Genomic DNA, 25877 nt, shown 5'->3' on the forward strand with positions numbered 1-25877 from the left:
ACATGCTCACTCTCACCGAGAACGCCGCCACCGCCGTCAAGGCTGTGGTCGCAGGCACCCCCGACGTCCAGGCCGCAGGTATCCGCATCCGTGGAGCCGAGGCACCCACCGCCGGCTTCGAACTGACCCTGGCCCCGCAGCCCGAGCCTGCGGACGCCGTTGTCGAAGCGGACGGCGCTCGCGTCTTCCTCGACAGCACCGCGCAGGCGGCGCTGGACGACCAGGTCCTCGACGCGCAGATGAACGAGGACGGCTCGGTGCGCTTCGCCCTCGCGGCGCAGGCGTAACGACCTGAAGTTTGACGGCGGGCCTCGGTGCACACGCACCGGGGCCCTCGTCGTCGGCGGATAGACTCGATCCGCCAGCCTCTGTAGCTCAATGGAAGAGCAGTTGCGTCCTAAGCAAACGGTTGGGGGTTCGAGTCCCTCCAGGGGCACAGTCTTTTTTTAGCTCTGATCAGGACTTCTTTCTGTGGTCAGACCACGCAGATTGCGTTCTTGGCCGCCTCTTGGCGGCATTTTGAGGAACCTGTGAGCCGACACCGACGCAGGGTTTGACGCCCTTCACGGACCGTCGTTCGACGTCTCAGAACGACGAGATCGAGCATTTCCGGCGTCCTGTGCCTCGTCGAAGATTGAGCAGTCTGCTCTCCGGCGTTACGCCGGTCGGGCGTAGCGGGTCTGCGAGGTGACAGTCATCCGGGAGGAATGGCACGACTCAGACGTTGAGACTTGGTCCTTCTTCTACCCTGAGCATGTCCCGACCGGATGGATGTTGACGACGCTCGAAAAGTAGGCCATTGCGACGTGGTGGTTTCCAGTGACGGTTGCAACGAGGACCATCCGAAAGGGGTTCTCGCATGTCGTCTCGTCGTGTTCCAAAGGGGCCAGGTCGTGGCCCGAAGTCGTTGGCTCGGAAGCGGTTCATGGAGCTGCTTGCCGAGGGCTGGCCGATGTCTGCAGCCGCGCGGGAGGTGGGCGTCAGCCGGTCCGCTGCGAACATCTGGAAGAACGGCACCACCGTCCGGCGCAAGGATGGCGGCGTCAAAGTCGTGCCACCGCTTGAGCCACTCTCCGTTCGTGTCATCTCGCCTCGATTCCTCTCGGAAGAGGAGCGGGTTCAGATCGCTGACCTCTCGCATCACGCGGGATGGGTCCCACGGCGATTGCGACGGTACTGGGGAGAGCGCCGTCGACGATCAGCCGGGAGCTGCGACGCAACTTGCACTCGTCCGGGCAATACCGGCCGTTTCACGCACACCCGATCGCCGCGAACCGACGTCGGCGCACGCGACCGCTGAAGCTGACCACCAACCAGGTGCTGCGGTCCTACGTCGTCGCGAGGCTGAAGCAACGGTGGAGTCCACAGCAGATCGCCCGGGCGTTGCGGCGCACGCACCCGCAAGAGCCGGCACGGCGGGTCGCGACAGAGACGATTTATCAAGCGATCTACCGCCCTGCGAGCGGCATCATCCGCGAGCCGGCGCCGTCACCATTGCGGACCGGACGCGATCACCGGCGCGGTCACACCCGTCAAATCCGCGCCGGGAGACGGTTCGCCCAGCCGATGCTGTCGGTGCATCAGCGCGGCTTGGAACCCACCGACCGTTCTGAGGCGGGTCACTGGGAAGGCGACCTCATCGTCGGTCCCCATAACCGTTCCGCGATCGGCACGCTCGTGGAACGGCAGACTCGCTACGTGAAGTTGCTGATCTGCCGGCGTTCAACTCGATCGAGATGCACGCCGCGCTTGTTCGCGCCCTCGGCGAGCTGCCGCCGCGGTTGCGGCGCACGCTGACATGGGACCAGGGCACCGAGATGGCCAAGCACCTCGACGTCACTGCCGACACAGGAACACGGATCTACTTCTGTGACGCCGCAAGCCCGTGGCAGCGAGGTAGCAACGAGAACGCCAACGGCCTGTTGCGGCAGTACTTCCCGAAGTCCACCGCCCTGTCGGTGCACTCGCCGCACGACCTCGCCCGCGTCGAACTCGAGCTCAATCGCCGCCCCCGAATCACTCTCAACGACCGAACACCGCACGAGCTCTTCAACGCCTTGCTAGCCTCCGAGAATCACCCCTCGTTGCGATGACTGCTGGAATACAAGCAATGGAGAACTGGACACCACGTTTCCCGCAGGGGGCTGCTAGCGGCGCCCAACGAAGTGCTCTGCTCGGATTGCTCTATTCGGCCCGGTGGGCTCGACGTGTTCGTCATGCGGTCAGATCCTGACAGCAGACGACTGGTTCCCGATCGCAATCACGCTCCTCGCGCATCTGCCGAAGAGTGTCGCGACCACACCTCAACGATGGCGTGAGCCACCAGGTCGGGGGACTCGTGCTCCCAATACCGCAGAACGTGCCAGCCCGCCTGCGTCAACGTGGCTGTGGTCTCAGTGTCACGAGCGGTGTTGCGTGCGAGCTTCGGGACCCAGTAGTCGGCGTTTGCTCTCGGTGTAGTTCCATGCAGCGGGCAGCCGTGCCAGAAGCAGCCGTCGATGAAGATGGCGATCCGTCGCCGGGTAAAGACGATGTCCGCTCTCGACCGAAGCATTGGGATGGGCGCCACGTCCACGCGGTATCGCAGGCCGGCAGCATGCAGAAGTTTTCGGACACGCAGTTCCGGCATGGTGTCCCGCCGGCGATTTGCGAGCATGGTGCGCCGCGACGTTTCACTCGAGGCCCAGGATTCGGCCATACCCGAGAGTAACTCGCGTCAGTCAGTCCGTGGCTTGTCAGGGCACCTTCACTGGAAACATGCTAGCGAGCAGCGCGCGTAACTCCTCGTCCCGCATCGCCGATAGATCGGTGACGCGGAGTTCGAACTGGAGTGTCTTGAACGCAGTTCTCACAGCGTCGCGGCGGTTGGACACGCGACTCAGGGACATAATCTGTTCGCTCATGAGGCGAGCGAGGCGATGATCCGACGACAAATTTCGGTCGATCAGACCGACGAGCTCATCTTCATAGAGAGGTAGGTCTGGGTCGTTCAGTAGGTCTCCCAGGATCCAGGATCGAAGGTACAGACGCTGGAAGACGTTGCGTCTTCCGCCTCGATACCGATCCGCCGGGAGCTTCCCCCGTGAATCCGGGCCAAACCGCTGGACTGCCAAGTCTGGAAGCACGACGAGAGTGAGGTAGGGCCAGACGTCGGGATGCGACGCCTGTAGGCGGCCTTCCTCTTCGAACCAGCGCGCGAGCGCATTACCCGCAGCTTTGTCGAAGGCCCGGTCTCGATCGCTCCTCCGACGGGAGGAGTCGGGGGCGACCGCGTTTCCTATCGCGTCATGCAAGGCTCTCAAGCGAGAGGCAGGAACTGGGATTCCATCTCCGGGAAAGGTTGCTGCTGGATGGTGCCCACCGTCCTGAAACGGCCGCGCAATCCCTCCGGACTGAATAGTCCGCTCCAGCCGAGTGATTTCGCTTTCGACTTCTGCACGTGGCAGTCGGGGGTAAATGTAGCTCATCGGGGGTCCTGCTCTTGGAGGAAGTTGAGGGCCTCGCGGGAGCGATCGGCCAGCTTGAGTGGCTCCTCCATGGCAAGGCGGCATCCCTCCTCGATCGTGATTCCTAGCGAGGTTGTGATGCCGAGTCCGAGTGCGGCGATGCAGCGAAAGTCATCATCAGCGAGCGCCAAGATGCCACGGCCGTCGACCACGTTCTGCCAGCTGCCGAGTAGCCGCAGGACCGCCATGTGTATGTCGCATTCAATCGCGGCATACGTGCTCGCTCCTGCCGTGCCTTCGAGGATCGGGTGACACACTTCCATGTCGGTATTGACGAAGAGGCGAACCGACGAACTGATGCTCCAGTGAGGTTCAGCGTCGGGAACCGTCTCCACGACCCACGGAACTGCTCGGCGCCCAGTCTGCGAGAACGACAGCGCTGAGGTCGGAAACTCCGCGTCGTCGTGCTCCAACGCAAGTATCAGCGGTGTGGCGAGCTGCCAAAGCTTGGCGCTCCCGTGTACGGCGTTCTCCTGAACCGCGCTGCCGGTTCGCCCCGGGCCAACGACCCAGAGGTCCGCCGTCAGAGACACTGCGATGTCGCTCCCGTTCGCCGTCAGATCGACGAAGGCCGTCCACCCTTCTTCGCTGGCCTCGAAGCGGGAATTCGCACGCCACCTGATTCGAGCGGGCGCGCAGGTCGCAACAGCGACCAGGCGCACGTCATCGCCTTTGTCGATGCCGGTCTCTATCCAGAATTGATCCGAGAGGGTTGCCACGCCGCGAAGCGCAATATTGTCGCCCGGGCTCCAAACGTCGGCGATCTCTTCGTTGCGACATGCAGGGGCGATGATCTCCAGCCGCCCTTGCACGGACGTTGGAGAAGGCGTGCGGTACGGGCGTGACTCAGTGGTCGCCATCGACGTCCTCCGCGCTCAAGTCGATACGTAGCGCTCGCCTGGCCGTGCCCGTGAATTGCACGACTACGGGCACTCCATTCGCAGCGACGGCCGTCGAGGGGCTAGATGCGTCTGCTCCGATCCATTGAACCTCGAGCTCATCGACGTCGAGCGGCTCGTGCACGCCTTCGTCGCCGACCACGCTGACACTGATACGTACTAGGGATTGCGCTGGACCGCCTTGAACGACAAACCCCACACTCTGCCTCTGACGGCCATCCTCGTAGGTGGCAATCAACCGGGGAGGGCTCGCCTCGATTCGGCGGATCCGAGCAGAAGCCCTGCTACGACGATCACCTCGATCGGGTGGCCCTAGGCCGGTGTCAGTGCGGGGTTCATGGGGTGTTGGTAGGAGAGCGCCCAATCGCCGCGAAAGAGCGCCCGTTCGGACTCGCTCTTGTGCCGGCTGAATCACCGCCGGCTCTGGGTAGAGAGCCTCTCGGATGGCGCTAATTATCTTCGTTCGAGTGGCCTTGACGACAAGGCCCTCTTCACCGCCTGAGCTCGCGATCCACGAGTCATGGGCAGGCGGCTCTGTTCGGGCGTAGACGGCGTCCCAGTCGTCGGCCGATTTGTAGACGGCCAGCCACTCGAGACCCTCCAACGGCGTTTGGGCGATCCAGTCGACGGTCGCCACGATCAGCTCGGGCTGACCCCGCATGAGCGCGATACGCGAGATCGCAGGGTTCCGGGTCGGGTCAAGGTCGTCATGCTCCGCGGTTCGCTCAAGGGCTTGGAATCGCTGAACGAAGGCCAGGTGGCCGAGGGTCTGCTGGTATCGAGTGATGGGGACGACGTGCACCGGAAACCCCTGCGGAGTCTTTATCGACGCGTCGGTCCGCGCGCGATGAGCACGAATGGCGTTCAGTCCTGCGCCCCAAAGAGCCAGCGTCCCAATCTCAGCATCGATCAATCGTTGGCGGGAGTTGTCAATCTCCAGCAGGAGCTCCATCGGTGGCTCGTCGGTGTCTGGAAGGGTGATGAGCTTGGGCCACAGATGGACTCGAATCGCCGAACGGGCCTTCGCCGCGAAGGTCGTCGCCTGCGTTGCCAGATCGAGAACAGGATCCTCCTCGTCGTCTGTTGCCCCCAGGCTCTCTCGGGTGAGATCAGGGTCGACAATAAGCATCGAGGTGCCAGTCTCGTCATCCTCATACCCGCGGGCGAACAGCCGTGAGCCCAGAGCCTCCGCGGCGTCGCCGATGAGGGGAAGGATCGTGTCTCCATCGCGTACACCCCACCAGTGGCGTCCGGTGAACTGAACGCCAGCCTCAACATAGGAGTCGCGGAACGCAGACGCGATCAGCCGATGCTCGAGGACCCCTTGCTCGTTGAAACATCGCGTCCAATAGACGACCGTGCCTCGTTGGCTGAAAGCATAGGACGCGGTCTTCCCTAAACCATAGGTGCCCCCGCCCTTACCGTCATCGCGCGGAACGCCAACTTTCAGAATGAGGTCCTGAAAGTTGCGAGGGTTGTCTCCCAAAACGGGTCTCAGTGTGACGGGCCCGTTTAGACCTGTCGTCCCGCGATCGTAGATCTCGAGAACGTAAGGATTATCGGGCAGTCCCCCAGCGGGAACTGGTTCATTGTCTGGAAGCAACCGAGCGAGGTCCGCTCGCATCCGCCAGTCGATGCGGCGCAGATGGAGGCCGTAGGTCGACTTCCGACCATCACGGCGGGCGTCCCAGCTGTTCTGCGCGGTCTCCCTGATAAGAATTTCGAGAGGAGAGAGCTCCGTCCTGCCCAGCAGGCGATCGCCCCCGGTCGAATCCATATCGCCCGGCTGGAACTGCTTTGGGAACCAATCGAGAGGCTCGATAGCACCCAGCGCCGAGGCGCTCACAGGTCCACCAGCACGTCGGCCAGTTTGGACGGATCCACTTCGCCGGGGCAGGCGTCCAGGAGTAGCGAATAGCGAAGACGCTGAACTGCTGAGAATGCGGTCTCTCCCAGTGTGGCGACGCGCAGGCCGGGAAACTCCGGGGTTACTCGAAACAGGCGCTCGCTCGCCACTACGAACCGCATGGTGCCCTCGCTGACGATAGGGGAAGAGTCAGTTGACCGCTCAAACAGCATGCCCTTCGGCAGCCCGGATGCGTCGATTCTCTCGATGAGTTCAGAGACCGTCTGACCGTCGGCGCTTTCCTCGAGTCGCATCGCGAGCAGATGGAGGGAGGCGCCTGACGGTGGATCGAGTTGGTGAGCACCGTGGATATCCACGGCAGGCGAGTCTCCGCCGGTGTATGCCTTGACCTCCAGCGCGTTTCGCAGGAAGAAGTCGTGCCTGTAACCTTCCTGTCCGCGCCATGCGGCTCGAGCGCGTGGCGGATCGAGCTGCGCGAGTCTGAAGAGGACCGTGAGCTCACCGAAGAGACCGATCGCTCGTTGCCGCGAGAGCCCCCGCTGACCCCGGGCGAGAGCTGCTCGCCATGCATGGAGGACTCGCATCAGTGCATCGATGCACGGCTCCCCGGACTCGTCGACGCGGCTAAGCATCTCGCCGACCAGCGATAGGAATGTCGGGGTGAGCGTTGGATCGTGACTAGCGATGTCGAGGGACGTCAACGACCCGTCGTCAAGCGGTTGTCCTATCCATTCGGCCGGCAGGACCTCCCCGAGAGGCAACTCGAATGGCTTACGACCGGGCGGGAGCGCGACGAGTAGATGAACGACTCCGGCGTGATCTCTTGCAAGTCGAGCTTCATGGATGTCACGATCGGGGCCGACCGGAGCTGCGTTGATCTGACCGGGCGAAGTAGTCGCCCGGTCGAGTAGTCCGAGGGCGTGGGTGACGCGTTCGTATGCGGTCACGCAGCACCTGGCTCTACGAAGTCTCCCTCTGTATCGGTGAGAGTTGCCACGTCTGCGTCGGCATCGTCGTCGCTGAGCGTGGGCCGGACCTCGGCCGCGATGTACTCGCCATCATCCTCCGCCTCGGCGTGCGGATAGATCACCCCTATTCCAATCAGATCCTCTTGAGCGTCCATCGCCCGACGCGTCTTTGAGCTTGGGCGCGGCTGGGAGTTCGCGCTCAGGGCGTAGAGAACGATCACGCCCGTGCTGGGCGCCAGAGCCTGACGAACGCGTCGAACGCTGGTGACGTCGTTCGTGTCGGCGGAGTCGAGGAGACCGTCTGGGTCCTCAAGCACACCGTTGTCTTCGAGAATCCGGAGGTCGAGGAGCGAGTCCGTGCTTGACATCAGTGCCCGAATGTTTACGACGTCGGAGCCTGAGGGTGGAGAGGTGGGGAGCCGATCCGGTGTCCAGAATTCGGCCTTGAGCGGGGCGCGGCTGACGAGCCCTACGTCGATTCCGTCCGCATAAGTGAATCGCCCGAGGCGTCCAGGGCCTGAGACGAGGACGAGGTTCCAGGTCACACCGTCACCGTGCAACGTAAGCCACTCCTGCATCGCCGACGGCTGCAACCAAGGATCCGAGTCCGCGACCCAGTAGTGCTCAAGGAAGTCGATGAGGTCGTCGTTCGTGAGACCCGCGAACAATTGTGATGCGCTTGTCGTTCGAGACTTCGTCGCCTGGACGTGATGGGCCAACCCACGCCCGACTGCCGCGCCCACGATCGTCCTAGCTGCTTCCTGCGCTCGAAGAGCTCCCGCGCGAGAGCGGTCGAGGTAGATCGTCTGGCGACGGCTTCCGCCCAGGCCGGCGTGGACGACGATCGTGTTGGACATTTTCCCGGTGGACGTGATCTGGAGCCGTCCGGGGTGCGCAAGTACGCGTATCGCCAGTTCGCGCGGAGTCTTCCCCTCCGCCTCGAGTGCTGCAACCTCTGAGCGGAGCTCGCGCTCGACACGCGCGAGATGGGAGTAGTCGTCCAAGAGCCCTGGCCCCACCCACACGCGCGCGAGGTCTTGGTATCCAGGCCTAAATCCGAACCATCGCCCCATCTGCAGAAGCGTGTCGTAGGTATTGGATGCACGTAGAAAGTAAGACACAACGAGTCCCTCGAGCGTGAGTCCGCGGGAGAGGGTGCCGCCTCCGATCGCGATCACGAGCTGTGGCTCATCATCGGGATACGTCAGTCGATCGTCGGACTGCCCGTTGTCGATCTTGACCGTGACGTGGCCGATGATTTCCTTCGTCTTCTCCCATACTTGCGCCCACCCTGGTTCATCCTGCGCCCCGCGGAGGTGGGCAGCGCGACCGATCTCTCGATCGAAAACCAACCGGAACTGCTCCTCTTCGTCGGCACGGTTGAGGGCGAGGCACTCTGTGAAGCCAGCGACTGCATCCTTGAGCAGTTGGTGAGCGCGCACTCGGTGCGAGGTGTGAAGCAGCATCGACGAGTGAGCGACTTTGCCGGTCCGCAGCTGACGCACCGCGGTCGCAAGGATGAACCATCGGATCGCATCGCTGAGCGAATCCGTTATGGCTGGCTCGAAGGCCTCGATGTCCCTACCGTGCGGCACAAGGACATCGGCATCGTCTTGGCTGATTAGGTGAGACAAGGAATAGATGTCCTCGTCCTCATCGTGATCTGCATCCTGATTGACATCGAAGAAGCTGTCGGCGCCCATGTAACCGTCGGGCTTAGGGAGGACCATCGCGAAGTCGTCGGGGTACAGATCCTCCTCGTCGCTGGGGTCGATGAAGATGTTCGCGAACGGCGTCGCCGTGTAGGCGACGTATGTGCCGGTTGGGACCTCTTTCCAGATGTCCCGCACTCGGCGATTGATGGTCGACACGAGATCTTGATCGCTCTTCGTGTTCGGCGTCGCCTGATCGGACTCGTCATCGATTATCAGAACTGCGCGATTGCGCAGCGTCTCGTCGGGGATATCCCGGAGGAATTTGGCGACGTTCGCCAGTCGGCTTTCGTGCTTCTTCACGATCATGATCGCGACGTTGCTCGTGCTGGCCATGATGCCCACGTTGTTCTTCGGGGCGATGTCTGTGTCTTTGCCCGTCATGAGCGACCAAGCGACGCCCGCCTTCTCATTGGCATCGTTGACATTCAGATCCGACTCGAGTCGAAGCTGAGTCTGAGCACGCAGATTCGTGTACATACCGGCGAGGACGATCACGATGCGATAGCCCGCGTCGACCGCCTTAGCGATCAAGCCTGCGTAATTGGCGGTCTTTCCGGACTGGACGTACCCAATCACCAGCCCTTTGCGTCTAGCACCGGGCTCCTTTGGGTTGGCGCAACGCGACAGGATGAGCGTCGTGGAGTCGTCGATGGCCTTCACAGCTGATTGAGGGAGACGTGAATTCAGGACCTCTCTGTACGCGGGCCATTCGCCGACAGCCGTGCGTGGCCCGCTGTACCAGGAGCTGTATCCGCCGTCCTTCTTGACCAGATTGCCGATCTGTATCGTCTCGATGATGTTCCGCTGATCCTGCAGATACACGTCGTAGGCAAGACCGAAACCCGGGAACATCCGCTCGATGAGCGCCTTCGCCTCGGCTTCTGCAGCAGAGCCCTTTCTGCCGGGCTGGCTAGCAAGCATGCCCTCGAGTGCCCCTAAGCCAGTTCGGAAGTCAGCTTCGGACAGCGGTGAACTCGACATCATCTCTCCTGATTGGCGGCGTACGTCGGGACCTGAGGATGTTCGGTAGCCATGACCGGACGACTGAAGTACGGCAGAAGCGTGCCCCTGTTCGCCACTAGGCGTCAATCAACTGAGGACGTCCGACCGCCGAACCGTCCTGGTTGAGGTTCTGCGGGATCGAGGAATAGGCCGTGCCCTTGAAGGACAGGAAGAGCGCACGAAAGATGTGAAAGGCGCCGAGAGGGGGAACGGCCATACCAACCTGTCGGCGCACGCTCCCTGGTTCGCCCATGAACTCGAAATCATCGGGAAACGTCTGAATTCGAGCACGCTCGCGATTTGTAAGTGCGCGGGGCTCTGCCCAGTGATATCCGTGCGTACCACCTCCACCCGATCCAGTGATGGTGTAGGACGGTCTGTCTGGATGAAGACGCTTGTATATCTGGCTCAGAGTGGCACCCTTGACGTTGAGTCGGTACTCGTCCGTCATCCGCTTTGCGTTGAAAGCGTTCTCACCCGGGTCGATCAGCTCCAGTCGCCGGACAACCGATTCAGGGTGACGAATGATCCTGTGATTCGGCGCCCCCGGGGGGATGTCACTGAGCGCTTCCGAAGCTGTCTTCCACTGATCGCGATCGGGGTGAGTCGGTGCGGGGACGCGGAAGGTAACAGGGACGTCCTCGCGCACGCCCACCACGATGATGCGGTGGCGTCGCTGAGGAACGCCGTAGTCTTCGAATCGGTAAAGGTGGGGAGTGAGCTTGTAACCGCGGCCGGCTCCTCGCATCGCGTCGAGGATTCTCTTGAAATCCCGTCCACCGTTCGAGCTACGGAGTCCGCTGACGTTCTCGGCGACAAACCATTCAGGCTGATGGTGTTCCAGGACTTTCACGCCGTAGGCGAAGAGCGGCCCGAACTCGCCTTTCAGTCCACGATTCTCGCCAACAAGGCTGTAGTCGTTGCAGGGGAAGCCGAAGGCGAAACCGTCTATGTGTGGTAGCGATTCGAAGTCGAGTGACCTGACGTCCTGACAGATCACTGAGTCCGTAGTGGCGCCGCTGATGTTGGCGATGTATGTGGAGACGGTGTTCTGGTCGTAGTCGTTGGCCCAACCATGCCGGAGCAGGGTGCCCGTCGCTCGCGCCGCCTCGTGAGCGCCGAGAGCCATGCCGCCCGGTCCCGCGAAGAGCTCTCCAAGTGTGAATCCAAGCGCCACCGTGCGTGTCTCCTAAGCCGTTGTTCCTCTTGGGAGGTCCGTCAGTGAGCCTAGCGAGACTGTGCGACATCGCCTCCGCTCCACGCGGGTGGTCCCTTGAAACCCACCGCTATCGCGAGTCGCACGGCGTATACCACCGATGGCACATCCCGTCGTCGCGCGCGCGGCTCCGATCAAGCACGCTCGCACACCGCGCCATCGATGCTTCAAATGCAGAGCGATGCACGCAGGCACCGCGGGTGAGCGATACCGTTTAGAAGCACTCCGCTACACGCACCTACACGCCGGAAAAATCCCTGGAAGATCCGCAAAACGCGTCCTATCCTGGCAAATCGCCTCCCGGCGCGGATCTGACGGGTGTGACTGCGCCGGTGATCACGCCCGGTTCGCAGGGGTGATGGCGTCGGTTTGCGGACGATTCCGGTGGCGGGCCGGTAAATCGCCTAGTAGATCGTCTCCGTCGCGAACCGCCGTGCCGGCTCTTGCGGGTGAGCGCGACGCAGTGCCCGCGAGGTCCGCTGTGGACCCCACGGTTCTTTCACGCTCGCGACCACGTACGAACGCAGCACCTGATCGGTGGTCAGCTTCAGCGGTCGCGGGCGCCGACGTCGGCTCGCGGCGGTCGCGTACGCGTGGAACGGTCGATACTGCCCGGGCGAGTGCAGGTTGCGCCTCAGCTCCCGGCTGATGGTCAACGGCGCCCTCTCCAGCACCGTCGCAATCGCCGTGGGACCCATCCCGCATGACGCGAGGTCAGCTATCTGATACCACTCCTCCTCCGAGAGGAATCGAGGCGAGATGACACGAACAGAGAGTGGCTCGAGCGGTGACACGACCTTGACGGTGCCATCCTTGCGCCGGACGGTGGTGCCGTTCTTCCAGATGTTCGCAGCGGGCCGGCTGGCACCCACCTCCCGTGCGGCCGCGGACATCGACCAGCCCTCGGCAAGCAGCTCAATGAACCGCTTCCGAGCCAACGACTTCGGGCCACGACCCGGCCCCTTCGGAACACGACGAGACGACATGCGAGCACTCCTTTCGGATGGTCCTCGTTGCGACCGTCACTGGAAACCACCCCGACGCAAATGTGCAATTTTCGAGCGCCGCCGATAACAAGCGCACGTGCGACGATTCGGCCCGCGCTACGGCTAAGCCCTTGGAAAAGCGCTCGGGTTGGATGCCATCGTCAGGGTCGCAGTTAGCTGGGCGAGCGACTCAACTCGAGTAAAGAAGAACCGTTCGACTCCGATGCGCAGCAACTCACGCGACTTAGCCCGAGACGAGTAGACAAGCTCCGGGACGACTACGAATCCGTCGATTTCATACCCGGTGAAATCGTAATTGTCACCGATTGGGGAGCCGCGGATGATGCGGATACGTTCTGACCACTCGTCCAACGCGCTGTCAACCCGCGACTGAGCATTGCGAACGCTCCGATAGTCACCGGCCAGGTAGTCGACTCGGAGTGTTACGCGCTTGCACGAGATCAAAAACAACTTCCGCCCGACAACGACTAATGCGTCGACGTCCGTGATGGGTGCGCCAGCCAGGCGGAGAGTCCTGCCGCGCAACTTCCTAAGATCTGGAGGTGGCGCGAACGGAGTGCCGTCGATTACAGATTGCGTTACCAGTTCGAACTCTTCGGCACTCGCGTTGACTAGCGCCCCACCAATCGAAGGATCGATTCGAAGCCCCACCGTCATGTGCCAACTGAGAGCCCAAACGTCTACCAAGACATCGTCCTGAACCGAATGAAGTATCGGGCCAGGGTAGCTCCGCCGACCGAGATGAAACATGCCGTCAACCAATCGCAGGACTTGGTCCACCCCAAGGGCTGCCCTGCCGTGCAAGCTCAGCCACTCTGACACGTTCGATTCTTCTAGCGCCTCTGCGACTTCAGACTCCAGCTCGTGCGCCGGGATCCGGAGTGTGCCGTAGCGAGTCAGGGACTGCCCTGCTGCCGTGTCTCGTTCGAGCACACGACGAAGAAGCGCATGGCCGAAGACGACGATGGCAGCTGTCGCGTCGGGATCATCAAAGGCGTCCAGGGCACCCTGACCGAGGACGGCGTTCGTCGGGTCGCCCGTAGTGAAAACACGGACGGTGAACTGCGCAAGGTCATCCGTCAACGTTGCGCCCCGGAATGCACCTGTCCAGGTCGGGTTGAGCGCGAAGCCGTCTGGAAAACGAAAGACGGCGAGGACCGCAGGATCGCCGGGAAGATCGTAGGTGCCTCGTTGATCCAGGTATGCGTGGTGCTCGACGTTGCTGTAGCGATTGCGTAGGTCGAACTCCGCGAGGGCGTCGCGCAACTCGTCGTTCTTCGTTATCCGTGGACGTCGTCGACGGTACACGCGGAAGGTGGCGCCCTTCGTGGATGATCTGATCGCGCCCTCGAGGTCATCCACCAGGCCAGCGAGCGCCAGGAGCCGAGCGAGCCGCATCGAGACCGCGGTGGGGACACCCGTCTCGGACAACGAATGGAGCGTCGCCCCGTTCGCGGAGCCGACGAGGTTCTCCGCAACCCGAAACAACGACTGGAAGTCTGCATCGGCTCCGTAAGGGCCGATGTCTCTAGTCGCCGCCGGGTTCAGTAACCGGAGGAGTTCCAACCATGACGCGGAGTGGTACTCGTCAGCGAGATCACTAGCCGCGACCACAAGCGCCTCTCGAAGCGTCACAAGGTAGTCGAACGCCAGTGCGCCCTCCAATAGCTCACCGTCCACAACAGAGGGAAGCAACTCCAGGTAGCGCCGTTGCGCCCACTCGACGGCCGACCCGAAGCACGCCCGAAATGCCCGATCGTATGGCGTGAGGGCGCGAATTGGTGCTGTGGGATGACGGGAACCAGGAGTTCGTAACAGCGTCGGCAGAGCTTTGAACTCCGGCAACTGAGCAACGGGATGCCGGAATGAGTCACCGATCCCCATGTGTAAAGTCTGCTGCCTGCGGCGAGCGGTAGCGGCTGCGACACAGGCGGCGTCGCGCGACTCCATCCTCTTACGAGCCGGATACGAAACGAGAAGCAGACGGCGTTGACATCCCGATTGCGCTTCGCGAACCAACCGCCTTCGGCTCAATCGGCTGACGGCCCTTCAGGCGCGTCAGTCTCCCTTCGTCGCAGGTACCACGCGGGTGAGCCAAGATCGACAGTCTTTCTCGCGAATCGTCAATGACGGGGATGGTGAGCTTCATGGCAGACGTCGGTGTGTATGACTTCAGCGACGAGCGCGTTGATGTCGGCAGCGGTGTGACGCTTCCGAAGTCCTGGCGCGCGCGTGTCGGGTGAGCAGGACGCGCCCGGCACGATCACCGTCCGCGTGGAGTGGGATGACGCGCTCGGACGCATGGTCGTCGTCTTCGATGCCCTCGAGCGCAAGACGGAGGGTGTCGACATCACTAGCCAAGTGCTCCGCGAGGTGCGAACGCATTGGATCATGACAAGGTCAGCTCTCGACGTCGTCACCGTCGACGTCGACGATGAGGGCGGTGACCAGGTCGACCGCATATCGGTGCGCGATTTTCTCAGCCGCGTGCGGGCACACGAGGAGCGCGACCCCATGGAGTCCCTCCACGCCGCGATCTCGGTCTATAGCGTCGCGACAGCAATCAGCTATCCGCCGCTGAAGCTGGTCGCCGACACTCTCCAGATCAGCCAGAGCACCGCGACCCGCCTCATGAGTCGCGCACGCGACTCGGGCCTGGCACCCGAAATCCGCATTCAGGAGCCACGACGGGCGCCGGCGGTTGACCCCTACAACCCGGGCGGGTTCTACAACCCCACGGCGCCCCACTTCGGGTCCCCCGACCCGAAGGGCCTTCGATCGGCCCATGAGAGACGCGGTGTGGACGCCGTCTGACTGCCTTCAACGCATCCCTGAGGGTCGCTTAAGCATGTTGCTGAATGTCGATCGAAGATCCAAGCAGAGTGCCCAAAATTGGTGCTTCGAGAATGTGCTCAGAGCGAGCTTGCCCGCAGTCGCTCGCCGCATGGGCCCGGATCACGCCCCTCGGTGGGCAATTCTTGCCCGCATCTTGCCCCCATTCCATTCGCAGCTGGCCGTTTTTGGCTGTCGCGCGATGCCGCCTGACTCCCGGAAATCTGCGCGATCCCGCGCTAAAGTTGTCGTTTCACGTCGCTATGCAAAATGCTCAAAACGTGGCCGAGTCCCTCCAGGGGGCTTCGACGAAAATTACCCCCGTATCCGTCACGCCCGCGGGGTGGATGGGTCGCCTACGCGTGGAGCCTCTGTAGCGCTCTGCGTTGTGTTGGCCAGAACGCTCTGGGCTCGCAGCAGCTCGTCAGACCGGACAGTGACGTCCCAGCGCTCCGCGAGGAACTGCTTGACGGAGCTGAAGTCGCGGCGGCCCCGGGTGGCCGCATGCCCGACGAAGCCGAACACCGCTCCCCAGAGAGCGCCGAGTCCGAGGCCGAGGATCAGCAGCAGGATCCACGCCGCGATGTTGTCGGACAGAAGCCCGAAGAGCAGGCCGATGAGAAGGCCGAACCAGGCACCTGACGCGGCGCCGTAGCCGGCGGCCGTCCAGTTCGTCATCCGCCCGGTCACCTGCTCTTCGATCCGGACGTTGTAGCCGATGATCGCGACGTGCTCGACCGGGAACTGCTGGTCAGACAGTCTGTCGACCATCGCCTGCGCGTCGGCGTACTCGGTGAAGCTCGCCAGCACGGAGCGTGCCTGGCTGGGAGCTGCTGCGTCGGTCATGGTCGGTCCCCCGGTTCCTGCGGTGTCGGGCCTCACCGAACACCTCGGCTGGCCTCAACGCCCATCGTCCGCCTCGTCGTAGACCACGTCAACGGCCTCCGAGCCGCGCACCCCGCAGTGTGACGCTTGATGACAGCCCGTTCGACCTCCCCGGACGTCATCCCGGTGCTGGGGGCATGAGCAGGCAGATCCGGTTCAACGCCTTCGACATGAACTGCGTCGCGCACAGTCATCCGGCATGTGGCGGCATCCCGATGACCAGTCCGCCCGGTACAAGGACCTCTCCTACTGGACCGATCTCGCTCGCCTCCTCGAATAGGGCACCTTCGACGGCATCTTCATCGCCGATGTGCTCGGCACCTACGACGTGTACGGCAACTCCAACGAGGCCGCGATCCGTCACGGCGCGCAAGTGCCGGTGAACGACCCGATTCTCCTCGTGTCGGCGATGGCCGCCGTCACCGAGAACCTGGGTTTCGGGGTGACCGCGGGCACCGCGTACGAGCACCCGTACCCGTTCGCCCGGCGCATGTCGACGCTCGATCACCTCACCAAGGGCCGGGTGGGCTGGAACGTCGTCACCGGATACCTGCCGAGCGCCGCGCGGAACATGGGGCACGACGACCAGCTCGAGCACGACCAGCGCTACGACGTCGCCGACGAGTACCTCGAGGTGCTCTACAAGCTCTGGGAGGGATCCTGGGAGGATGACGCGGTGGTCCGCGACCGCGAGAGCGGCGTCTTGGCCGACCCGAGCAGGCCGCCACGGTCGGGTAGCGCCGGCGTATCGAGCGGCGCTTCCGCTCCCTACATCCGGCCCACCGTCTCGATGTCTTCCAGGAAGTCAGCGGCGACCTGGGCGGAGACCGTTGCCCGCGTTCCGGCGATCGCGGTGGTGTAGTCGGCCATGAAGGGGCCCTGCGGTTCGGCTGCTCCCGAATCGACCGCGTTCTCGAGGGCGGACTGCGAGGCCTTCCGCGCGGCGAACTCGATGTCGGCGGGCGAGAATCCCTCGCTCATGGCCACCAGCTCGGCGACATCCACGCCCACCGCCGCCTCGGGGATGTACCGGCGCCAGATGGCTTCGCGTGCCATGCCATCGGGAAGGCCGATCGGAATGACGTAGTCGAATCGCCCGTGCCGGAGAAAGGCCGCGTCCAGCGACCGGATGAAGTTGGTCGCACAGATGAGGAGACGGCCAGGCTGCTCACGGAACGCCGGGATGATCTTCAGCAGCTCGTTGGTGACGCCCTGGGTCGGCGACGGCGGTTCGCCCTGCCGATGCGAAGCGATCTCCTCCGCCTCATCGATGAACACCACGGCGTGCTCGAGCTCTGCGATCGACGCAAAGGTCTCTCGCAGCGCACCGGCCAGCCCGCCGGCGTGCGCGGCGAGACGGGACGGGAAGACTTCGACGAACGACCATTCCAGTCGTGACGCGATGGCTTTGGCGAAGGTCGTCTTGCCTGTTCCGGGCGGGCCGAACAGCACGATGGCGCGCGGCGGCACCACACCGAATCGCTCCGCGAGATCCGACTGCGCGAGCGGAAGCACGACGCGGCGCTCGAGAAGCTGTTTCTCGGCGTTCATCCCCCCGACGGCGTCCCACAGGCCACGCGGAAGGACGCGACCGCCCAGCTCGGCGAGCCGCTTGAGTTCGTTGCCCTGCACCGGGATGTGACGCTCGAGATAGTGGAGGTCTTGCTTCAGCTCGAAGCCCTGCGACAGGAAGGCATCCACTTTCGTCTCGGTCGCCGGGATCAGTGCGGAGAGTTTGGAGATTCCGTGCGGAGCCATACGGACCTCTAGTGCCGCGAGCAGCGAGGAACCGAGACCCCCTGCGCCGAATCCCGTGGCAGTGGCCAGGAAGACCACCCACCCCTGGGCGTGCGCAGCGCGCCCGACCGCTGCTCCGACGATCTGCTCCCCGGAAACGGCGACGACCGCGTGGTCCTTCGCGCACGACGCGAGAACCTCCGACAGGCCGTAGACCGCTTCGGCACCATCGCGCGAGAGCTGCTCCCAGAGACTGAGGATGCCGTCGACATCTTCCGCGTGATAATCACGGATGCGCCACGATGCCACGTCTTCTCCGTCCCTCATCTGCCGAGCACAGGCGGTGGCGTCGGTCCGCGAACCGCAGACCTGCCGTTCGCCGAGTTCGACGCGGTGGTCAGGGCACCACCTTGACACAGGAACCACCCCGTTCGGCCGGTGGGTCGATCATCCGCGCGACGAGTACCGCGGGGTCGGGTACCGTCGCGGTATGACGGCCCAGGGGGTGGCACCCACTCTCCCGGCCCGTCGTCCGCAGGCCCGGACGCCGGAGCTCGTCGTCACCGCGCTCGCCTGGGTGACGGTGTTCGGCGCTCCGCTCATCCCCGGCGCGCTCGACGCCGGTACGGGCCTCGCGGCGCGGCTGCCGGTGGAGACGATCCTCGTGCTGCTGCTTGTCGTCGCCGTTCGCGGCGTCTTCCAGCGAGTCGCCGCGTATGCGTTCGGGGCGGTCACGGTGCTGGCTGCGCTCGTCGCCCTGCTCGACCTGTCGTTCCGGGGAACGATCGACCGCGGCTTCGCCGCCACCGAAGACTGGCGCGCCGTCGTCAACGCCTACAAGGTGGTGCAGGACGTCGTGGGTCCGTTCACCGCAGCCCTCGCAGCGCTGATGGTCATCGGTGTCGCTGTTGCCGCCGTGTTCGTGGTCGGCCGGTGCGTGCTGCGGTGCGCCCGGTCGGTGTCGCACTTCGGCGCGCGGGGGCGGGTGGCGGTGGCCGCCGCGGCGACGGCGTGGGTGATCCTGTCGGTCGTCGGGGCGCAGCATCCCACCGGAGCAGCTGTCGCGGCGGCGGATGTCACGAGAACCCTCGTCGGCGAAGCCGTGCAGGCGGCGGAGAGCGTCCCCGACCAGGAGGCCTTCGAACGGGCGCTCCAGGACGACTCGCTTGCCGGCGGCGCCCCCGACGACCCTCTCGCCGGCCTCCGCGGCAAGGACGTCGTCATCGCCTTCGTCGAGAGCTACGGCGAGGTCGCGGTGTCGGACACCGACGAGATGGCGGGCATCACCCGGCTGATCGACGAGAGCGCCGAGCGGCTCACCGAGAACGGATACCGCGCCGAGAGCGCGTTCCTCACCTCCCCCACCTTCGGCGGCGTGAGCTGGCTCGCCCACGGCACGCTGCAGAGCGGCGCGTGGGTCGACACGCAGCAGAAATACGACGCGCTGCTGTCGAGTGAGCGGATGACGCTGAGCCGCCTGTTCGGCGACGCCGGCTGGCGCACGGTCACGGTCAACCCCGCGCATACCGAGCCCTGGCCGGAGGGTGAGGCGTTCTACGGTTTCGATCGGATGCTCGACGAGCAGGAACTGGCCTACGCCGGCCCCGCCTTCGGCTTCGCGCGTGTGCCCGATCAGTACACGTGGCAGCGCTTCTTCGACGAGGAGCTCGCCGGCGACGGCGCGCCGATCATGGCCGAGGTCTCCCTCGTCTCCTCCCACACGCCGTGGACGCCGACGCCCCGGCTCGTGCCGTGGGCGGACCTCGGTGACGGCAGCCTCTTCGCCGGTCAGCTGGATGACACGGCCGCGGCAAGCTTCTGGCCCGACGAGCGGCGCACCCGCGCCGACTACGCCGAATCGATGGAGTACTCGCTCGGTGCGACCCTGTCGTTCGTCGAGACCTACGACCCCTCAGATCTCGTTCTCGTGCTGGTCGGCGACCACCAGCCTTCCCGTGTCGTCAGCGGGCCGGATGCCGACAGCGACGTGCCCGTCACGATCGTGTCGAAAGACCCCGCGGTGTTCGAGCGGATCGAGGCGTGGGAATGGGATGCCGGTTTCCGCCCGTCCGTGGATTCGCCGGTGTGGCGCATGGATGCGTTCCGCGACCGGTTCGTCGAGGCGTTCAGCGGCTGATCCCGACCTCTGCGCCGGCAGGCCCCCACCGTCGGGTAGCGTCGCGGTATGACCTCAGGTACCACCATCCAGGACAAGGCACAGACTCTTCAGACGCTCCACCAGGCACCCGAGATCCTGCGGGTGGTGAACGTCTGGGACGTCATCAGCGCCCGGACGATCGCCGACCTGCCCGAGACTCGCGCGCTCGCGACCGCCGGGCACTCGATCGCCGCGAGCCTGGGGTACCCCGACGGCGGCATGCCGCTCGACACCGCCCTCGAGGCGGCGGGGCGGATCGCACAGTCGGTCGACCTGCCGGTCAGCGCCGACCTCGACGACGGGTACGACGAGCCGGGCGAGACGGTGCGCCGCGCGATCGGGCTCGGCATCGTGGGCGCCAATGTCGAAGACCGCATGCGCCCCTTCGACGAAGCCGTCGCGCGGGTTCGTGCGATCGTGCGTGCGGCCGAGGCCGAGGGCGTGCCCTTCCAGCTGAACGCCCGCACCGACGCGCTTCTGCGCGGAGGCGATGCCCCCATCGATCAGCAGCTCGACGAGGCCATCCGACGCGGCCGGGCCTTCCTCGACGAGGGCGCCGCGGTGGTGTTCGTCCCGGGCGCCATCGATCGTGCTCACGTCGAGCGGATCGTCGAGGGGCTGGGGCGCGGGAAGCTCTCGGTCATCGGCTTCCCCGGTGCCCTCCCGGCGAAGGAGTACGAGGAGCTCGGCGTCGCCCGCATCTCGTACGGTCCGCTCACGCAGCGGGTCGCGCTCCGCGCGCTTCGGGACCTCGGTGAGTCGCTGTACGCCGACGGGGTCATCCCCGACGACACCCCCGCGCTGAACTGACGCTGGCGCCGTTCCCGCCATGTTCACCGTCACCGAGGTCGTCGTGATCGCGCGTTCGCGCTCCGACGTGTTCGCCTATCTCACCGACGCCGGCCGGCGCCCCGAGTGGGACGAGACCGTCATCTCCGAGACGCTGACCTCGGCCGCCCCGGTCGGGGTGGGGAGCACGATCCACAGCCGGATGCGGGTCATGGGCCGCGAGGTGGAGTTCGACTGGCGCGTCACCGAGTTCGTGCCGCCGGGACGGATGGCGATCGTCAGTACGCGGGGGACGTTCCCGACATCCCTGCTGTTCGACCTGGCCGACCACGCCGCAGGAACGCGGGTCAGCGCCACGATCGACGGCGAGCCGTCGGGGATGCTGCGGCTGGTGGAGCCGATGATCGAAGACACCATCCGCTCCACCCTGGCGACCGGTCTCGGTCGCGTCGTCCGCATCCTGGAGGCGTGATCAGGCCCGTCGTCGAGACATCCTCGGGCACGGGATGACGCGGATGCGCCATCATGGAGGGGTGACCTCCCGCCTTCCCCTCCTGCTCTCCCTGGCGTCGCTCGGCATCCTGTTCCTGTCGATCGTCTTCGTCTTCCTGCTGGTGATCGGCAGCTACTTCGGCATCGTCCCCTTCACCGAGACCCACGAGTCTTCCGACGCGCTCGCGCAGGCGCTTTCGCTCGTCGCCTGATCGGCGCCCCCTGGCCGGGGCACCGTCCCGCCGCTAACGTCGGGACATGAGCGACGATCGGCCTTCCACGGCGCCTCCCGATGAACCGCACCGGCCGGGGCTCGCCCAGCGCCTCAACGGTCTGCGCGCCGGAGTTCTCGGTGCCAATGACGGCATCGTCTCCACTGCGGCGGTGGTCGTCGGTGTCGCCGGTGCCACCTCGGCTGTCGGGCCCGTCCTGCTCGCGGGCGCCGCGGCACTCGTCGGCGGCGCCGTCTCGATGGCGCTCGGCGAGTACGTCTCGGTATCGAGTCAGCGCGACAGCGAGCACGCGCTCATCGAGAAGGAGCGTCGCGAACTCGCCACCGACCCGGACGGCGAGTTCGCCGAACTCGTGGGCCTCTACCGCGCGCAGGGGTTGAGCGAGCAGACGGCGACGGCGGTCGCGAAGGAGCTGACCGAGAGCGATGCCCTCGCCGCGCACCTCTCGATCGAGTTGAACATCGATCAGAGCGACGTCGTGAGTCCCTGGTCGGCCGCCATCGCCTCGGCGGTCGCCTTCACGATCGGCGCGCTCCTCCCCCTCGCCACGATCCTCTTCGTCCCCCACCCCGCCCGCATCTGGCTCACCTTCGCGAGTGTTCTCGTCGCCCTGGCCGTCACCGGGTACGTCGCGGCGTGGATCGGCGGCGCGCGACAGCTACGCGCCGTCATCCGCACGGTCGTCGGCGGAGCCCTCGCGCTCGGCGCCACCTTCCTCATCGGCACGCTGCTCGGAACCGGAGTGGCCTGACCGCTGCGGGCGGATCTTGCCACACCGGCGCCGGAAGCGAAAGGGAGCAGTCAGCACGCAGGAAAGGCGCTTCACTGGTTTCCCAGGCAGAAGGACGAGGACGCCATGCTGACCGAGTCACCCCGCACATCGACGGAGCCGTTCGACAGAGAATCGTTCGGCGCAGACCAGTTCGAACTGGTGCGGCTTGCGGCAGGCGGCTGGGTCATCACCGATCTCGCCCTGCCTCACGACGATCCGGCATGCCTCCTCGCCTACGTGCAGGAGGACGGGTCGAGGTTCGAGGTCGTCTGGGTCCAGGCCCCGATGCGGACGGGATGGTTCGACTCGCTCGAGGCGATCCTCGACGAGGCTCGCGCACGCCGGCAGCGCCGCGTCGCCTGAGCGCGGAACGGCGCCGTCAGCGGAAATCCCTCGACCGGTGCCCGACGCCCACGCGCAGATCTTCGAAGCGATCGGCCACGAGGTTGGTCACGCCCTCCTCCGATCGCTCGAGCATTCCCCGCACGATGAGAGCCGGAGCATCTCTGGCGACACGTCGATACCGGTTCCACACCCCGACGGAGCAGATCACGTTGACCACGCCGTGCTCGTCCTCCAGGTTGAGGAAGGTGATGCCCGACGCGGTCGCGGGTCGCTGACGGTGGGTGACGAGCCCCGCCACCTCGACGCGCCGCCCCGGGTCGTGCGTCCGCAGCTCTTGTGAGGTGAGCACCCCGCGGGTATCCAGCCCCGAGCGGAAGTGCGTGAGGGGGTGGTCGTCGGTGGAGATCCCGGTCGCCCACAGGTCTGCGGCGAGGATGTCGTAGCTGGACTGATCCGGGAAGAGCGGCGGCTGCACCGCGACCATCGAGTCGGGGAGGAACTCCGCGCGGTCCTGTGCGGCGGAGCCGGCGATCCAGAGCGCCTCGCGGCGGGTGATCCCGAAGCACTCGAACGCTCCTGCGGTCGCGAGCGCCTCGAGGTGCGCTGCGGTGGCTCCGGTCCGGCGGACGAGATCCCGCATGTCGCGGAAGTCGCCCCGCTGCCGTCGCTCGGTCACGATCTTCGCCGCGAGGGTCTCACCGATCCCCTTGATCGCCGCGAGCCCCAGCCGCACGGCGTGATGGCCGTCGCGCCGATGCGCCTCGGACTCGTCGGGCGCCTTCGGGTCGAACACCGGCACCGGAGGCTGGTTCCGGTGCGCGCACTCGGGGCGGCCGGTGGCGCCGCGCGCGTCGCCGACCGGTTCGAGCGTCGCGTGCACGTCGGAACGGAGCAAATCGGGGCGCTGCACCTCGACCCCGTGCCGGCGCGCATCGGCGACGAGGGTCGCGGGCGAGTAGAACCCCATCGGCTGGGCCCGGAGAAGCCCGGCGAGGAAGGCGGCGGGATAGTGCAGCTTGATCCAGGAGCTTGCGTAGACGAGGAGCCCGAACGACAGCGAGTGCGACTCGGCGAAGCCGAAGTTCGCGAAGGCCTGGATCTGACGGTAGATCGCGTCGGCATCTTCTCCGACGAGGCCGTTGCGGGCCATCCCCTCGTACAGGCGCTCGCGCAGCGACTCGATGCGCTCGACTCCCCGCTTGGAGCCCATCACACGACGCAGCAGGTCGGCATCCTCTCCCGAGCAGTCGCCGATGGCCATCGCCATCTGCATGAGCTGCTCCTGGAAGACCGGCACCCCCAGGGTGCGCTGCAGCACGGGCGCGAGCTTCGGATGCGCGTAGGTCACCGGCTCCTGGCCCAGCTTCCTCCGCACGAACGGATGCACCGCCCCGCCCTGGATCGGACCGGGGCGGATGAGGGCGATCTCCACAACAAGGTCGTAGAACCGCCGCGGCTGCAGTCGCGGGAGAAGTCCCATCTGGGCACGGGATTCCACCTGGAACACCCCGATCGAATCGGCCCGGCAGAGCATGTCGTACACCGCCTGCTCCTCCTTGGGCAGCGTCGCCAGCTCCCACCGCTCACCGGTGGCGGTGTGGACCATGTCGAAGCAGTACTGCAGGGCGGCGAGCATCCCGAGGCCCAGCAGATCGAACTTCACCAGCCCCATCCAGGCCGCGTCGTCCTTGTCCCACTGGATGACGGTGCGATCCTCCATCCGGGCGTGCTCGATGGGGACGACCTCGCCGACGGGGCGGTCGGTGAGCACCATCCCCCCGGAGTGGATCCCGAGGTGGCGCGGGGCCTTCAGCAGCTCGGAAGCGTACTCGATCACCTGGGCCGGGATGTCGTTGTCGGGGCCCGATTCCAGCGACGCCCCCCAGCGCTCGACCTGCTTCGACCACGCATCCTGCTGCCCGGTGGAGTAGCCGAGGGCTTTGGCGACGTCGCGGACGGCGTTCTTGGGCCGGTACTGGATGACGTTAGCCACCTGGGCGGCGCGGTCACGGCCGTAGGTGGCGTAGACCCACTGGATGATCTCCTCGCGCCGGTCGGAGTCGAAGTCGACGTCGATGTCGGGCTCTTCATCCCGGAGGCTCGAGAGGAAGCGCTCGAAGGGCAGCTCGTAGGCGATGGCGTCGACGGCGGTGATGTCGAGCAGGTAGCAGACCGCGCTGTTGGCGGCAGACCCACGACCCTGACAGAGGATGCCGCGGCGCCGCGCCTCTTGCACGATGCCGTGCACGATGAGGAAGTAGCCGGGGAAGTCCTTGGTCTCGATGACCTGCAGCTCGCGCTCGATGCGGGCGCGGTTGTCGGCCGACAGGTCGGGATACTTGCGGGGAACGGCCTCCCAGACCAGGTGCCGCAGCCACGACATCGGCGTGTGCCCTTCGGGCACCTTCTGTCGCGGCAGCGCCGGGCGCGCGCGACGCAGCGGGAAGGCGAGCTCGTCGGCGAGCTCCACCGTGCGCGCCACCGCTCCGGGGTACCGGGCGAAGCGCTCGGCCATCTCGGCGCCCGAACGCAGGTGAGCCGCGGCATGGGCGGGCAGCCATCCGTCGAGCTCGTCGAGCCCTCGGCGCGCGCGGATCGCGGCGACGGCGGCGGCGAGCCGTGCCCGTTCGGGGGCGGCGTAGTGGACGTTGTTCGAGGCCAGGATGGGCAGGCCGCGTTCCCGGGCGAGGGCGGCGAGGACGTCGTTGTCGCGGGTGTCGGTCGGATTGCCGTGATCCGTCAGCTCCACGTTCACCGCCTCCGGGCCGAACAGCGCTACGAGGCGGTCGAGCGCCGCCGCGGCGCCCGCCGGTCCTTCCTCGGCGAGCGCGCGGCGAACCGCGCCCTTGCGGCATCCGGTGAGGATCGCCCAGTGCCCGTCGGCCCGCGCCGACAGCTCGTCGAGATCGTAGACAGGGCGTCCCTTCTCCGACCCCGCGAGCTGGGCTCGCGTGAGGGCGGCGGCGAGCCGGTGATAGCCCTCCTCCCCGCGGGCGAGCACCAGCAGGTGCGACCCCTCGGGGTCGGCGTCTCCTGCCCGCGACGGCGTGGGCGCCCGATCGTCGAAACCGAGCGACAGCTCTGCTCCGAACACGGTCTTCACCTGCAGGTTCTCGGCGGCCTCGGCGAACCGCACGATCCCGTAGAACCCGTCGTGGTCGGTGACGGCCAGGGCATGGAGGCCGAGACGCTCGGCTTCCTCTGCCAGCTCCTCCGGAGAAGACGCGCCGTCGAGGAACGAGAACGACGAGTGCGCATGCAGCTCGGCATAGGGCACCGTCTCCGCGGGCCGTTCGATGGCGGGCGGGACATAGGGGCCCCGCTTGTGCGACCAGGCGGGACTGTCTCCCCCGTCGGCCCCCGCGGGGATGTTGCGCGGTCGACGCCGGTCGCTGAGGACGCGCTCGAGCTCCGACCAGGGGACGCCAGGATTGTTGAAGCCCATCAGCGGCTC

Annotated in this window: 20 protein-coding genes, 1 tRNA gene and 2 pseudogenes; 11 read left to right on the plus strand and 12 right to left on the minus strand. The window is 65.5% G+C overall.

Translation table 11 applies throughout. The features are described 5' to 3' along the window. The first annotated feature begins 2 nt into the window (after positions 1-2). The 3 genes and pseudogenes from DT073_RS12805 to DT073_RS12815 all read left to right on the plus strand — a co-directional run bounded on the left by DT073_RS12805 (position 3) and on the right by DT073_RS12815 (position 2093). On the plus strand, positions 3-287 hold the full coding sequence (locus DT073_RS12805) for a Fe-S cluster assembly protein HesB (RefSeq protein WP_124293736.1): 285 nt from the start codon (positions 3-5) through the stop codon (positions 285-287). 77 nt (positions 288-364) lie between these two features. Further along, positions 365-436 (plus strand) — tRNA-Arg (locus DT073_RS12810). A gap of 423 nt (positions 437-859) precedes the next feature. Further along, positions 860-2093: pseudogene (locus tag DT073_RS12815) on the plus strand (IS30 family transposase). 167 nt (positions 2094-2260) lie between these two features. Here the strand turns inward: DT073_RS12815 and DT073_RS12820 are convergent. From DT073_RS12820 to DT073_RS12855, 9 genes are all read right to left on the minus strand, one after another. Beyond that, positions 2261-2698, minus strand: coding sequence for a very short patch repair endonuclease (locus DT073_RS12820; RefSeq protein WP_124293737.1), 438 nt, complete (start codon positions 2696-2698; stop codon positions 2261-2263). Between the two features lie 37 nt (positions 2699-2735). Further along, positions 2736-3551, minus strand: coding sequence for a DUF6339 family protein (locus DT073_RS16185; protein WP_502697153.1), 816 nt, complete (start codon positions 3549-3551; stop codon positions 2736-2738). Next, a complete protein-coding gene (locus DT073_RS12825; protein WP_124293738.1) occupies positions 3464-4366 on the minus strand; it encodes a hypothetical protein in 903 nt (300 codons plus the stop codon). Before DT073_RS12825 ends, DT073_RS16185 begins: the two co-directional genes overlap by 88 nt. Beyond that, positions 4353-6251: a hypothetical protein gene (locus tag DT073_RS12830; protein ID WP_124293739.1), complete on the minus strand. Its 1899-nt coding sequence runs from the start codon at positions 6249-6251 to the stop codon at positions 4353-4355. The genes DT073_RS12825 and DT073_RS12830 overlap by 14 nt, the downstream gene beginning before the upstream one ends. Further along, positions 6248-7219, minus strand: coding sequence for a PD-(D/E)XK motif protein (locus DT073_RS12835; RefSeq protein WP_124293740.1), 972 nt, complete (start codon positions 7217-7219; stop codon positions 6248-6250). Before DT073_RS12835 ends, DT073_RS12830 begins: the two co-directional genes overlap by 4 nt. Then, positions 7216-9936, minus strand: a complete 2721-nt coding sequence (locus DT073_RS12840) for a Z1 domain-containing protein (RefSeq protein ID WP_164478189.1) — start codon at positions 9934-9936, stop codon at positions 7216-7218. Before DT073_RS12840 ends, DT073_RS12835 begins: the two co-directional genes overlap by 4 nt. 97 nt (positions 9937-10033) lie before the next feature. Further along, positions 10034-11134: a DNA cytosine methyltransferase gene (locus tag DT073_RS12845; RefSeq protein ID WP_240638609.1), complete on the minus strand. Its 1101-nt coding sequence runs from the start codon at positions 11132-11134 to the stop codon at positions 10034-10036. A gap of 443 nt (positions 11135-11577) precedes the next feature. Continuing rightward, positions 11578-12066, minus strand: a complete 489-nt coding sequence (locus DT073_RS12850) for a helix-turn-helix domain-containing protein (protein ID WP_164478190.1) — start codon at positions 12064-12066, stop codon at positions 11578-11580. A 216-nt stretch (positions 12067-12282) separates the two neighbouring features. Continuing rightward, positions 12283-14064, minus strand: coding sequence for a hypothetical protein (locus DT073_RS12855; protein WP_124293743.1), 1782 nt, complete (start codon positions 14062-14064; stop codon positions 12283-12285). Positions 14065-14412: 348 nt separating this feature from the next. On the opposite strand from DT073_RS12855, the gene DT073_RS12860 reads away from it, so the two are divergent. Then, positions 14413-14994 (plus strand): hypothetical protein, encoded by a 582-nt coding sequence (locus tag DT073_RS12860; protein ID WP_240638610.1) that lies wholly within the window; start codon positions 14413-14415, stop codon positions 14992-14994. Between the two features lie 348 nt (positions 14995-15342). Here the strand turns inward: DT073_RS12860 and DT073_RS12865 are convergent, their stop codons facing one another. Then, positions 15343-15858, minus strand: coding sequence for a general stress protein (locus DT073_RS12865; RefSeq protein WP_124293744.1), 516 nt, complete (start codon positions 15856-15858; stop codon positions 15343-15345). Positions 15859-16034: 176 nt separating this feature from the next. Between DT073_RS12865 and DT073_RS12870 the strand changes: the two are divergent. After that, positions 16035-16618: pseudogene (locus DT073_RS12870) on the plus strand (LLM class flavin-dependent oxidoreductase); the annotation flags it as partial. A 47-nt stretch (positions 16619-16665) separates the two neighbouring features. Here the strand turns inward: DT073_RS12870 and DT073_RS12875 are convergent. Continuing rightward, positions 16666-17943, minus strand: a complete 1278-nt coding sequence (locus tag DT073_RS12875; protein ID WP_124293745.1) for an ATP-binding protein — start codon at positions 17941-17943, stop codon at positions 16666-16668. A 181-nt stretch (positions 17944-18124) separates the two neighbouring features. Here DT073_RS12875 and DT073_RS12880 point away from each other — a divergent pair, with 181 nt between their 5' ends. From DT073_RS12880 to DT073_RS12900, 6 genes are all read left to right on the plus strand, one after another. Then, positions 18125-19771 (plus strand): sulfatase-like hydrolase/transferase, encoded by a 1647-nt coding sequence (locus tag DT073_RS12880; protein ID WP_164478191.1) that lies wholly within the window; start codon positions 18125-18127, stop codon positions 19769-19771. A 48-nt stretch (positions 19772-19819) separates the two neighbouring features. After that, the gene (locus DT073_RS12885; protein WP_124293747.1) at positions 19820-20602 is read left to right on the plus strand and encodes an isocitrate lyase/PEP mutase family protein; all 783 of its coding nucleotides are present in this window, start codon (positions 19820-19822) and stop codon (positions 20600-20602) included. Positions 20603-20621: 19 nt separating this feature from the next. Next, positions 20622-21053 carry an SRPBCC family protein gene (locus DT073_RS12890; RefSeq protein ID WP_124293748.1) on the plus strand — a complete coding sequence of 144 codons (432 nt, stop codon included), beginning with the start codon at positions 20622-20624 and terminating at the stop codon, positions 21051-21053. Between the two features lie 61 nt (positions 21054-21114). Further along, positions 21115-21285 carry a hypothetical protein gene (locus DT073_RS15855; RefSeq protein ID WP_164478192.1) on the plus strand — a complete coding sequence of 57 codons (171 nt, stop codon included), beginning with the start codon at positions 21115-21117 and terminating at the stop codon, positions 21283-21285. Positions 21286-21331: 46 nt separating this feature from the next. Beyond that, entirely contained in the window at positions 21332-22057 is a 726-nt protein-coding gene (locus DT073_RS12895) for a VIT1/CCC1 transporter family protein (protein ID WP_124293749.1), read from the plus strand. Between the two features lie 105 nt (positions 22058-22162). Next, positions 22163-22441, plus strand: coding sequence for a hypothetical protein (locus tag DT073_RS12900; protein WP_124293750.1), 279 nt, complete (start codon positions 22163-22165; stop codon positions 22439-22441). Between the two features lie 16 nt (positions 22442-22457). Here the strand turns inward: DT073_RS12900 and DT073_RS12905 are convergent, their stop codons facing one another. Continuing rightward, on the minus strand, positions 22458-25868 hold the full coding sequence (locus tag DT073_RS12905) for an error-prone DNA polymerase (RefSeq protein ID WP_124294520.1): 3411 nt from the start codon (positions 25866-25868) through the stop codon (positions 22458-22460). Positions 25869-25877: the final 9 nt, after the last annotated feature.

It is taken from the genome of Microbacterium sp. ABRD28 (assembly GCF_003850245.1).
In the GTDB taxonomy this organism is placed as follows: domain Bacteria; phylum Actinomycetota; class Actinomycetes; order Actinomycetales; family Microbacteriaceae; genus Microbacterium.